9 protein-coding genes and 2 rRNA genes are annotated in these 11,879 nt (G+C 55.0%); 2 read left to right on the forward strand and 9 right to left on the reverse strand.

Annotated elements, in window-relative coordinates:
- Positions 1 to 111: 111 nt before the first annotated feature.
- A complete protein-coding gene (locus H522_RS0107865) occupies positions 112 to 582 on the reverse strand; it encodes a DUF423 domain-containing protein (RefSeq protein WP_337956086.1) in 471 nt (156 codons plus the stop codon).
- Between the two features lie 163 nt (positions 583 to 745).
- Here H522_RS0107865 and H522_RS0107870 point away from each other — a divergent pair, with 163 nt between their 5' ends.
- Complete coding sequence (locus tag H522_RS0107870; RefSeq protein ID WP_026961907.1) at positions 746 to 1,057, forward strand: hypothetical protein; 312 nt, start codon at positions 746 to 748, stop codon at positions 1,055 to 1,057.
- A gap of 176 nt (positions 1,058 to 1,233) precedes the next feature.
- Here the strand turns inward: H522_RS0107870 and H522_RS21925 are convergent, their stop codons facing one another.
- The gene (locus H522_RS21925) at positions 1,234 to 1,365 is read right to left on the reverse strand and encodes an adenylyl-sulfate kinase (protein WP_211230659.1); all 132 of its coding nucleotides are present in this window, start codon (positions 1,363 to 1,365) and stop codon (positions 1,234 to 1,236) included.
- Between the two features lie 131 nt (positions 1,366 to 1,496).
- Between H522_RS21925 and H522_RS0107880 the strand changes: the two genes are divergently transcribed.
- Positions 1,497 to 2,399, forward strand: coding sequence for a sulfotransferase family protein (locus H522_RS0107880; RefSeq protein WP_026961908.1), 903 nt, complete (start codon positions 1,497 to 1,499; stop codon positions 2,397 to 2,399).
- Positions 2,400 to 2,720: 321 nt separating this feature from the next.
- Here the strand turns inward: H522_RS0107880 and H522_RS0107885 are convergent, their stop codons facing one another.
- The 7 genes from H522_RS0107885 to H522_RS0107915 all read right to left on the reverse strand — a co-directional run.
- Positions 2,721 to 3,566, reverse strand: coding sequence for a sugar phosphate isomerase/epimerase family protein (locus tag H522_RS0107885; RefSeq protein WP_026961909.1), 846 nt, complete (start codon positions 3,564 to 3,566; stop codon positions 2,721 to 2,723).
- Positions 3,567 to 3,598: 32 nt separating this feature from the next.
- Complete coding sequence (locus H522_RS0107890; protein ID WP_035453116.1) at positions 3,599 to 4,672, reverse strand: Gfo/Idh/MocA family protein; 1,074 nt, start codon at positions 4,670 to 4,672, stop codon at positions 3,599 to 3,601.
- Between the two features lie 498 nt (positions 4,673 to 5,170).
- The gene (locus H522_RS18285; RefSeq protein ID WP_051344045.1) at positions 5,171 to 7,318 is read right to left on the reverse strand and encodes a sugar phosphate nucleotidyltransferase; all 2,148 of its coding nucleotides are present in this window, start codon (positions 7,316 to 7,318) and stop codon (positions 5,171 to 5,173) included.
- A gap of 88 nt (positions 7,319 to 7,406) precedes the next feature.
- Positions 7,407 to 10,232, reverse strand: a complete 2,826-nt coding sequence (locus tag H522_RS0107900; protein WP_026961911.1) for a 1,4-alpha-glucan branching protein domain-containing protein — start codon at positions 10,230 to 10,232, stop codon at positions 7,407 to 7,409.
- On the reverse strand, positions 10,229 to 11,122 hold the full coding sequence (locus H522_RS20465; RefSeq protein ID WP_051344046.1) for a DUF4912 domain-containing protein: 894 nt from the start codon (positions 11,120 to 11,122) through the stop codon (positions 10,229 to 10,231). The genes H522_RS0107900 and H522_RS20465 overlap by 4 nt, the downstream gene beginning before the upstream one ends.
- Before the next feature lie 492 nt (positions 11,123 to 11,614).
- Positions 11,615 to 11,731, reverse strand: a 5S ribosomal RNA gene (rrf, locus tag H522_RS0107910).
- A 55-nt stretch (positions 11,732 to 11,786) separates the two neighbouring features.
- A 23S ribosomal RNA gene (locus H522_RS0107915) occupies positions 11,787 to 11,879 on the reverse strand; the annotation flags it as partial.

Raw genomic sequence — 11,879 nt, forward strand, 5'->3', positions numbered from 1 at the left:
CCATTCCGAGGTAAATACAATGTTTTATCGCCACGAAAAAGAGGCGTACCTGAATCCGATACACCTGCTTGATGTTTAATGAGGTTTTCTGAACACGTACTTAATGGCCGCTCACCGTCGAACGGCTTTGACCGCGCCGAATACGACTAGCAGCCAGCCCACCAAAAAGCAGATACCCCCGAACGGAGTGATCACGCCAATGCGGGGGACTCCCGTCGTGGACAGTAGGTATAAGCTTCCAGAAAACAGCACAATCCCGATACCGAACAGCCAACCTGCGGCGCGCATGAACCGGCCCCCAATGTCCAGGTGCACCAAGATCCCGACGAGGATGAGCGCCAAGGCGTGATACATCTGATATTCCGCCCCGGTACGAAACACATTCACCAGATCTGCGGATAGATGCCCCTGCAGCACATGGGTTGCAAACGCTCCGAAAGCTACAGATAAGAATGCGAAGATGGCGCCGAACGCCACAAATCCCATGAACGTCCCCCCAGGCTCCAGATTGTCAATTACGAGTGCCGATACGCTTGTCCAACGGCAGGCGTCGTAGACTACGTCATGCGATGATTGTAGCATGTTCTTCCATCCGGCTCCACGTCAGAAAAAATCGTCCGCGCGATGTCCCCCTCCTATCTGGTGCCCGAATCAACGTCAAACGCCCTGACCCGGAGACCGGATTGGACATAGTCTAGGTCATCAGAACCGGAAGGCTTGCGAGACAAGGAGGAATGACCCCGCAATGAACGATGAACTGCCTGGGAAGTCGGTGCAAGAACGAACCTTGCAGGCGATTGACCAGCTGTTGACCCGTACACTTGACCATATCAATGGAATGGAAAGAGGTCTGTTGCGACAGGCGGTGAATCTACTCTACCCGCGTTTGCGACAGCGCGTCCTGAGTGCCAGTGAGGAAGAGATCCGCGCGGAGGTGGAATACCTCCATCGCCTGTCCAGCGCCGTTTTGGGCTCGACGAGTCAAGCTCCAGCCGCCTCAACTGAGAACCAGGTACGCCGCAGGCCGGTCACCGCCCGGCGCCACCGAAGAATATAGTGGGCTTAGCGCGTGTCGTCTGGCCGTCCAGCCAGTCGCGAATGTACGGCATCGATAAGACAGTCTGTACACCTTTCTATCGGCTGCGTGGCCGTATCAAGGTGCAAATCCGGCTGGAGAGGCGGTTCATAGGGTGCAGAAACCCCCGTCATGCCGGATAACCGTCCCATCTTGGCCTAGGTGTAGGCTTCCACGAACATCTTCGCGACATGTGCGATGCGACGCACGTTCTTTATCCGATCCCGCTCGTCAAATCCCAGATCCCGGTTCAATCCCCTTTGCACCCGCGCGGTTTTGACTGGTCGCAAACCGTCCCCCCTCAAAGCCGGAATAGACTTTCCTTTCAACTTCCATAAGCCCATGCGCTTTGGCGTAGGTTCAATATGTATCCACATGTGCTGCTCGAGGGTATACTGGAAGCAAAAGGAAGTGGGTACACGTGGCTTCCGTACCAAACTTTTTCATCATCGGTGCCCCCAAGGCCGGAACCAGTTCACTGTATCAGTACTTGCGGCAGCATCCACAGGTCTACATGAGCCCCATCAAAGAACCTCACTTCTTCTGCAGCCATCATTTCCCTGCTCTCTTTACTGGCCCTGGAGATGAAGAGTTTTCACGAGCCGCGATTCGGCATCCAGACGCTTACCGTGCCTTGTTTCAGACTGCCACAGGGCAGTCGGCTGCAGGGGAAGCATCCGTGTTCTATTTGTACTATCCGGATACCCCCGAGCGCATCCGTGCCTGGAACCCGAAGGCGAAAGTCATTGCCATCCTTCGCCATCCGGTCGATCGCGCCTTTTCTGCGTACATGCATCTGGTGCGTGACGGCTGGGAAACGCTCTCCTTTGAAGAGGCTCTCCAGGTCGAAGAAGACCGGATTCGGTCTGGTTATCGCCCGCTTTGGTGGTACCGTCAACTGGGTCTGTACAGTGATGCCATTGCGCGCTATCAGCGCGTATTCCCACCAGAGCAAATGCAAGTCTTCTTGTACGAGGACTTCGCCAATCCGAACAAGGTGGTGCAGGAGGTTCTTCGTTTCTTGGGGCTGAACACGGAGGTGCCGATTGATACGACGATCCGCCATAACACTTCCGGTGTCCCTCGGCTGCGTCCCTTATACATGTTTCTCAGCCGTCCCCATCCGGTGAAGGAGTGGGCAAAACGAGTCTTGCCAACCCCCCCTTGTAGCCGTGCAAGCCACTGGTTGAAGAACCGATTGCTCGTCCGCGAGGACATGAATCCAACCACGCGCCAATCCTTGCTCAACTTCTATGCGCCGGATATCGTTCGCTTACAGGAGCTTTTGGACCGCGACCTCTCCGCGTGGTTGGATGCACGATAGGACGTCTGGATAGGTTTTCCCACAATTGTAGACAGTGTTTTGAATAATTCAACCAGATCTTTGAGAATCCGGTGTATGATTTCCCCTCTTACGGAGTCACAAAACCTGGTTCTCGCCAAGACCGTTTCTGGCCGGTTGAGGGCAAGAGCGGTCTCTGGCATCATTGGAAACGTAGTTCCAATCTGCCTGGCCAGCTCGATGCTGAAATGGCTGGTCGATACCACCCCTGGACTGTTGTCCCGTTTCGGCCGGGAGATAGCCCCGGAGCATGTTGGACGCTGACGAAGCAATGCGCCGGGGCGTTCTGTTTCCGGACTACCTCTACAAACCGGCGGCCGCAAAGACACGTTCAAACGCGTCTTTGGAACGAGCGACCAGGGTTTCGACACCTTCGCTGGGCGGAACCGGAGTCAGCACTTCCTGGGCCACCGGTCCATCGTAATGAATTTCTGCCAACGCGCGCAGAAACCCGGGTAGATCGATGACCCCCTCACCTGGGTACAACCGGTCATTATCCCGCACCTCTTCAACCGGCACCGGTTTGGCATCATTGATATGCACGTGGACAATGTCCTCCTTGCGCAAGGCAAGGATGTCATCTTCGGTAGCACCTGTCGTATACCAGTGAAACGAATCCAGCAACAATCCGACATTCGACTTGCCAATGGCCGCAATCCAGTCCAGGGTACTGCGCATATCCCAGATGAACGGATACTTTCCGGCCTGCCGCAGGTGATGGGGCCCGACAAACTCCAATCCCAAGCGCATGCCGTACGATTCCAGCACCTCGGCGCACGCCCGCAGGCGGCGCGTGGCGATAGCTAAGAAATGCGCCGGGTTTTCATCGGTGGACGGCAGAATGTACGTGCAGCTGCGGGTGCACCCCAACCGGCTGGCGGCTTTTGCGTACGGCGCCAAGCGCGCGAAGGTGGCACGAAACTCCTCTTCGGTCCGCCGCCATTCCACCGGCAGGCCCATGCTGCCGATGACCACGCCATGTTGCTGCAAGTACGATTTTGCTCCGTCTGCACCCCGGCGGTCCACCAGGTCAATTAACTCTTCACCGCCCGCATCGACCGCGGCAAACCCATACGACGCAGCGAGTTCAACAAATTCCTCCAGCAAGCCGACGCTGCCGAGTCCCGCACGGGTCAATCCTTTTAGCAATGGACTCCCCCCTCAAACCTGATTAACCCTCATCAGATGGACCAGTCGAGCAATACTTCGCGTCCGGATCGAGAAGATTCATAGATGGCATCGAGAATCAGGTTGTTCGCCAATCCCGTGACCGCCGAGGAAATGGGCTCCCGTCCTGTTTGGACACACTCGACAAAGTGTCTGGACAGCCGGGCTCGTTCTCCCTCATCCTCCTGTGGCGGAGTCAATTCAACCTGCAGCGGCTGATTGAACTTCTCAGTCAGAAACTTGGCCCGCTGCCCCACAATCGAAGCCCCGCCTTCGCTGCCCATCAGATGAACAAACGGCTGGCTGTCCGTATCGGCGTGCACCGCCCAACTGACGTCCAGCGTCAACGTGCTTCCATCCTCCATCTTAATCAGGGCGCTGGCCAAGTCTTCGACATCAAAACGCCCGTCCCAGTTTGGCGTGCCCCAGTTCCCGATACCCCTGCGCCTGGGTCCAAACTCTGCATAGGTCGATCCGTACACCGCCACGGGCTTGGGGTTGCCCATCAAGTACATGGCCAGGTCGAGCATGTGGACACCAATATCAATCAACGGTCCGCCTCCAGCGTCCTCCTTGCGGGTGAACCAGGTTCCCCAACCAGGAATGCCCTTGCGCCGCATCCACCCGGTTTTCGCCATGTAGATACGCCCGAGTTCCCCTTTCTCGACCTGCTCTTTAATCGCCAACGCGTTCCACTGCCAACGCATCTGGTGGCTAATCATCAGGACTTTGCCCGTTCGCTGCTGCGCGCGCACAATATCCTTCGCCGCAGCGGAATCAATCGCCATAGGCTTCTCCAAAAGTACGTGTTTGCCCGCTTCCAATGCCGAAATCGCAATCGGTGCATGCCACCGGTTGGGAACTCCGATGACCACCGCATCAATCTCGTCGTCAAGAAGCATATTGTCGATATTTTCATAGACTTTTGGTAGCGAAAACTCTTCCCGCGTGCGTTTGGCCAGTTCCGGCACCGCATCCGTAACCCCGAGCACGACCGCACTGTCCAAACGCAAAAATTCACGGATATGTACTTTGCCGATGTTTCCCGCACCAATAATTCCAATTCGAACCGGCTGAGCCAAGGTTATGCCTCCTTCTCTTCCTATCGAAACCATGGCGATCGCTTCCCCCCTAATGGAAAAAACGCTTTCAAAGCCGCTGGAACCATCCTAGCACATCCCATCTACGGGGCCAATAGATATCTAAACATGAGTTGAAAACCCCACCTCTGCTGTGAGAATCGGGGCAACCGGCTCTGGAAGCAGTCCGGTCCACACGGGATGTCCTTCGGATAAGTGCTCAAGAACCGTCTTGAGCATGCCCAAACAGCGGAAGATTCGCTCTGGACTATCGACGCGCGGGACGCCATTCGCAAGGGTCACCACCCGCGACAAATCATCCTACAAATTGTAGACGAGGCCCCTGCAGGTACGCTCTGCGAAATCCACTATGGCACCCGCGGCCGTATTTTAAACGACCTATACTGCAGGTAAGGGGCTATCCCCCTCCCTCATCTTTCGATGGGTTTCGGGACAGCCCCACGGTTGTTCTAGGCGTAGCCGCAAACCCCACGCATTTATCCAGTTTTAGGGTATGCCCACCGCACTGTCTTCGGGCACCGAGACGGAATGAGCCACAAATTCGTGCATCGGGAGTCCGGATCGTGCCAGATGATTGAGCAACAAGACGCTTGAGTAAAAGGCGTCGAAGTCCGAGACAAAAGTCACATCATCGCCGAAGGAGACGAAAGAGACATTTAAGACCGGCTTTTCGTCGGAATTGGCGTGAGCGGGATGTCCAGTTCGATACGTCGTGTCTGTCGCATCTTCCAGGGTGCGAATCGCCTGCCGAAGCACCTGCAGCTCGTGTTCGTTTAACACATGCCCTTTATCCGTCACCATGTGATACGATTCCCCATTATCCTTCAGATAGATTCCCAGGTCGGCCCCGAGTTCCACCACGTTCTGTGGCAGCGCGGCTTCACCGTCGGTCATCATCATGCCGATGCAACCCATCTGTTCCAACAGGGTGTTCATCAACAAAACCGCACCGGGGCTATGGCACCCGTAGACCACTTTCAGTCGTCTCTGGCGCAGAGTTGCCTTATCCACGCGAGATAAGAGCGAACGTGTATAGGACCGCGCGGTCGATTCCACCTGTTGCAAGTAGCCCAATTGGTGAATGTCCGGGCGTGCGTAATCTTCCTGAAAAAACGCGTTCTCAATCTTCCGTTCGAGACCTTTCGAAAGCGGCTGTCCGAACCGATCGAACAGTCGAATGCATACCCGATTTACCGAACGTAAACGTACGCCATAAATATGAATGCCGCCATCCGATTGGGACATCCGACAGCCATAACCGGATAACGGCAAGAGCGTCGTGCCCAAGTTGCGAACATGAATTCCCGCCGCCAGCAAAGAGGAGATGGCCGAGAACTTGATCACCTGACTGTAGGGTTCATCGTCGCTGCTGACCGTTACCACCGCTCCTCTGTCCAGACAGGCCGCGTATGCGGAAATCAGCTTGCCAACAAACTCTGGGGTCAAATCCAGATTCGGGACGCCGCTGATGCCACCTTGTTCAAACAAGGTAGCCGACGACGTCTTGCCCCAAATCAGGGACGAGCGCTGGATAGTGTCCGCTTCTATATAGCGGTTCGGCCATACCTTGACGTTTGCATGGATGTCCGCTTTGTCGCCGATTTTGCTGTTTTCGCCAATCACGGCGTTCTCTTGCAACCGAGCCGCGATGCCGATCTTAACTCCTGTACATACGGTCGATCCGGATACGGATGCGGAAGGGCCAATCATGGTCCGATTCCAAATCACGGATCGTTCCATTTGTCCGTGCGGATAGATGCGGTTGAAACGGCCGATGACACTGTACGCGCCTAACTCCGCGCGCTCTCCCACCACCGTTCCCTCGCCGATAAAGGCGGGACCCACAATGGTGGCTGTCGGATGAATCTCGGCGTTCTCGGCCACCCATACGCCTTTGCGGATTTGGCGTCCTTTAATCTGGACATCGACCTGACCATCGAGCATGTCAAACTGAGTCTGACGATACTGAACCAGGTTGCCGATGTCAGACCAGTATCCATCCGCCACATACCCGTAGAATGGATAACCCTCACGCATCAACAGTGGGAATAGGTCTTTGCTAAAGTCAAATACCTTCCCTTCTTCAAAGAGGTTTAACACCTTGGGCTCCAACACATAGATGCCTGTATTGACCGTATTGCTGAAGACCTCACTCCAGCTCGGTTTTTCGAGAAAACGGATGATGCGCCCATCTTCATCCGTCATCACAACCCCATACTCAATCGGAACCTCCACACGGGTCATGACGATGGTAGCAGCAGCCTGTTTCGTCTTATGAAAATCGATGACCTTGCCGAGGTGAAAATCGGTCAGGGCATCCCCGGAGATGACGATAAACGTGTCATCGAAGAAAGCTTGCGCATTTTTTACGCTGCCAGCGGTACCAAGTGGCGAGTCTTCCTCGAAATAGTGTAGACGCACCCCATACTCCGAACCGTCGCCAAAATGGCTCTTAATCACTTGCGGTAGGTACTGTACCGTGACGGCGATATCCGTAATCCCATGACGTTTAAGCAAATCCAGAATATATTCCATACACGGACGGTCTAACAACGGCACCATGGGCTTCGGCAGATTCCAGGTAAGCGGGCGCAAGCGGGTACCTTTCCCCCCAGCCAAGATCACAGCTTTCATGGATAGTCCTCCTGTTCCGCTTGGTAGGTCAAGCGCATCGCTGCGCGGTTATTGATGCGTGTCCACAAGCATTGACTTTGGCCTGCCACTACAAGGAAGTCGAACCCGCCGCCGTCTGAACATGCGCATTCAACGCGTTGTGCTCTTGGAGTACGCGTTGGTAAATCGCCATCGTATCCCTCGCAATTTGGTTCCAATCGTATCTGCCGATTTGCCGCATCGCACAATCTGCCAGTTCCCGAGCCCATCCCGGATTTCCCAGCAGGGCCTTGACTTGCGTCGCCACGGACGAAGAATCCCCAGCATAAGTTGTCAACCCGTTTTGACCGTGTTGAACAATGTCCGTAAGTCCCCCTACGTCTGAGACGACAACGGGGATAGCGGCTGCCATGGCTTCCAAAGCGACAATGCCGAACGGTTCGTACAGACTTGGAAATACAGCCACATCTGCTTGATTCAACAGTTGGTTTCGGTCTTCGTCGCTGACAAACCCCGTGAAGCGCACGCGTTCGTGAACACCGAGCTGGATTGCCAAGCGCTGAAGCTCGTCTCTCATCGGTCCGGTCCCAACAATGACGAAGTGGCAGTTCGGAAACTCCGACAAAATCATCGGGGCAGCCTCAAGTAGAACATGCACGCCTTTTTCTCGAACCAATCGTCCAATGAATAGAACCATTGGGTCTCCCGAGCGCCCATTCCCCGTGGGAACACGCATGCGGGGCTCTGCAATCGCCTTGATATCAATGCCATTGGGGAGCACATCGAGCTTATCCGCCGGGAGCTGAAAGACGTTCTCCACCTCGTGACGCATGTAGGTGCTGCAAACAATCACCCGCCACGCCTCATAGGTCAAATCCCATTCCTGCTGATGAATTTCGCGCTGCAGGTCGGTATGAAGGCCGTGATTACGGCCGTGTTCCGTCGCGTGAATCGTCGTAATGAGGGGTAGTCCGTACAGGTGTTTGATGGTCCTTGCCGCATCCGCAACCAACCAATCGTGGGCATGCACCAGGTCAAACGTGAGCCCACTCTGAACGAGCATCCGACAGGCGTCCACCATCATCATGTTCATTTGGAAGATGAAATGAATGAACTCCGCCCCGTCTGGCTTCATGACATACACGCGGTGAACGTGTACGCCGTCCATCACTTCCGTGTCTGGCCGGCCGTCGACGTGCATGGTCAAGACATGCACCTCAATGCCTTGCCGCACCAGATGGCGAGAGAGGTCATACACGTGGCGCGACAACCCGCCCACCGTCAACGGCGGAAACTCCCAGGACAGCATCAGCACCCGCAGCCGAGACGGTCTTTCATCGTATCGAATCACCGGATGGCGTGACGCATAAACGCGGTAGTCGAAACCCGGGAAACAGTTATCCATCCCTTCGAGTTGCCCTAGCCAGTGTTCGTCCACATCCTGTCTGCGAATCATGTCGTACAACCGGGAGAACCGGTTGACGTGATATTTGGTCCGCTTCACCGCGTAGTCGACCATCGTCTTGCTGTCCATGATGAACGCCCAGTCGCTGCTCTGGGCCAACATCAACTCCCGGGCCGCCTGATTGAGCGCACGCCGCATCAAGCCACAGGCCTCTGGATATCTATTGGCCAATTCCACCATCCGTTGTTCTGCCGTATGTAGAGCCGGGTAGATCCAATCGTTCTCCCCGCGCAACCAGACATCGGCGTAACCACCGCGCCCCCAGGAACTGACAGGCAGCTCGCAGACCGGGTAGTCCGCGTACAGGCTGAGGTATTCAGACGGTGTGATAGAAGCGATGGTATCTTGGTCGTAGAACATTTTGCGAAAAAGCATATCGAGAAATACGGGTCCCTCGAACCACCAGTGCCCGAACAGCTCCGCGTCGTACGGGGCGACCACAACCGGCATCCGATCCATCCGGATCGCGTGATATTCGACCTGCTTCTCGCGGTTGAACATGAAGTTTCCGGCATGTAAGGCGGCCTTGTCGCGTGCCCTGGCAAAGTTGTACGGCTCCTTGTGGTCCCCTTTGCCTGTGATTCGGTAGTATTTGAAACCCGTGTTCACGCGAATTCCATCCGGGTGAATGTACGGGCCAATTAGCTCGAAATCCAGGTCGTAGCCAATGTCCCGGTAATATTCCCGGTAATCATAATCCCCTGGATAGCCCTCTGTAGCGCTCCAAACCTGCTTCGATGACTCTTCATCGCGCGCAAACGCGGCAATCCCTCGCGGGGTGACGACCGGGGACAAAACGCCATAGGGCGACGCTGGGGTGGCTGTCTGTACCCCATGTGTATCGACAAAGAAAAATTGGAGACCGAGTTCCTGTAAAATTCCGTCCACTGACGGGTGATACCCGCATTCCGGAAGCCAAATTCCCCTCGGTGGCTTGCCAAACCAGCGTGTGTGTTCCTCCACGGCGATCGTGAGTTGAGCCCGGATAGCTTCCTCGGTACGGACGAGCGGCAAAAACGCGTGCGTCGCGGCGCACGTGATCAATTCCAACTTCCCGGCGTCTTGAATTCTGCGAAATGCCGTGAGGAGGTTCCGCTCATACTGATGGTAATAAGCCCAAATTCTTTTCAGGCGTCTGCGGTATTCACAAGCCAGCGGATAGAAGTCCGGCAGGTCCTCTGTGCGTTCGACTTCCTTATCCGCCAATTCAAGTAACTGGGAAAGGTGTCGGATGTATCGTTCCTGCAGCAGTTCATCCGCCAACATCGCGGCCAACGTCGGTGTTACGGACATCGTAATGCGAAAATCCACCCCGTCCTGTATCAGCCCGTCGAACACCTGCAACAGAGGGATGTAGGTTTCAGTCATGGCTTCGAAGAGCCATCGCTCCTCCAAATACTTCTCACTTTCCGGATGACGGACAAACGGAAGGTGAGCATGAAGAGCGATGGCCAGATACCCTTTCGTCATTCCGGCAGCACCCCTCTGCAAACACTGTAACCGTCAAACTCGGTGGGATAGGGCCGATTGGCCGTTTCAGGCGGGAGGTCTTGTTCGACACTTGCATGCGATTCTATGTGGACCTGTTGACGTTCATGCGTGTTCGTCCGCGCAAGTGGTACAAACGACACCGATTCATACCACCCTCGATAAGACCGATCCGGAGGGGTTTGCACCACGTTCGACCGGAGAATGGTAAAGAAATTTCCGTTCGACGTCATGGTGCCTAAATCCATCAGATAACTACGACCTGGTCGAACCCCATGCACGTACCAGTTATCCGCGTCTGGGTGCACTGGGATCCAACGGATATCGGAGGCATTGTGTCCTTGAAAATCAATTTCTGTGACATCGTAAAGCCGCAAATACAGGGGAAGCCGGGTCCAATCCGTATGAAAGTGGCGAGACACCATCTGCCTCTTGTACTCCTCGACTTCCCAATAGGCAAAGACCGTTGCCGGGTCTTTCACGAGGAGGACCAAGCGACTGACCGACCACCGGCGTGTCCATGTGTCGTCAAACAATCGTTCATCAAAAAAGTTCCGGTCCTTCACGTCCGCTGTGACCTTCGTCCGCAGATTCAAATCCAATACCTCATCTGGCTGTGCCTCTTGCTGGTTGTGTACAGTCCCTTCTGTTGGTAGCTCCGCGACATCCAGGAGTGAGTTGGTTGCTACCGCTTCCTTTCTTGAATCCACGTCTCTTGAATCCACGTTCTCGTTCACAAACTTGCGTAGACGATAGCGAAACGCACTAATCTTGATGCCAAGTTCACGCGCAATCTGAGTCTGCTTCTCACCCGCCTCAATTCGTCTTGCAATTTTCAGCCACATCGTCTCATCCCAGTTGTTTGCCTTCATAACCCACTCCTATGACAGATTCAATTGTGTATCTGACCTCATAGTTATGCGCCTATCCCCACTTTTTCTCCATTCAAGATCCTCGCATTCTCGACACGAGATATAAGAGAGATGCATGTAAGCGTTTTATACTCTCATATAACTTCCATCCATATCCAGTGCGTGGCAAATCTTCGGGAGCCTTGTTGATATATCGCGAAATTTTTTTGCTTACCGGCAAACTTTGTGCCCGCCGTCACATTTCACAGCCGGCCCGAATGCTGCCTTGGCTGCACAACATCGATGACTAGCGCATCGTCCGGCATCAGCGGCGAAAATGGTTGAAGCATACGCTCGATTCCTCCGCGTCTCCGTCATTGTCAGTTTACAGGGGGCGTACGATGCCGAACCCGAACAGGATGGATATGCGCTAGACACACAAACCCAACAAAAAGAGCACCCCGAGATGAGTTCTGCTCACCTCAGGGTGCTTTCTTTCGGTGTCCTTCCCTCGCCTGGCAACGTCCTACTTTCCCAGGAGCTCCCGCTCCAAGTATCATCGGCGCTGGAGGGCTTAACGGTCGTGTTCGGTATGGGTACGCGTGGATCCCCTCCGCCATCGTCACCAGACACCTTCTCACCTTGACACCGACATAGCGAAGTCCTCTCTCCTGCCACCGACCACCTGGTGAAGCCCTCGACCGATTCGTATCCGTCCGCTCCACGTGTCACCACGCTTCCACGCCGGACCGATCTACCTCGTCTTCTTCAAGGGGTC

It is taken from the genome of Alicyclobacillus herbarius DSM 13609, from assembly GCF_000430585.1.
Taxonomy (GTDB): Bacteria; Bacillota; Bacilli; order Alicyclobacillales; family Alicyclobacillaceae; genus Alicyclobacillus_G; species Alicyclobacillus_G herbarius.

Coding starts and splice junctions, on each gene's coding strand:
- H522_RS0107865 (WP_337956086.1), bottom strand. CDS start 582: ATGCTACAATCATCGCATGACGTAGTCTACGACGCCTGCCGTTGGACA.
- H522_RS0107870 (WP_026961907.1), top strand. CDS start 746: ATGAACGATGAACTGCCTGGGAAGTCGGTGCAAGAACGAACCTTGCAG.
- H522_RS18285 (WP_051344045.1), bottom strand. CDS start 7,318: ATGAAAGCTGTGATCTTGGCTGGGGGGAAAGGTACCCGCTTGCGCCCG.
- H522_RS0107900 (WP_026961911.1), bottom strand. CDS start 10,232: ATGACGAAAGGGTATCTGGCCATCGCTCTTCATGCTCACCTTCCGTTT.
- H522_RS20465 (WP_051344046.1), bottom strand. CDS start 11,122: ATGAAGGCAAACAACTGGGATGAGACGATGTGGCTGAAAATTGCAAGA.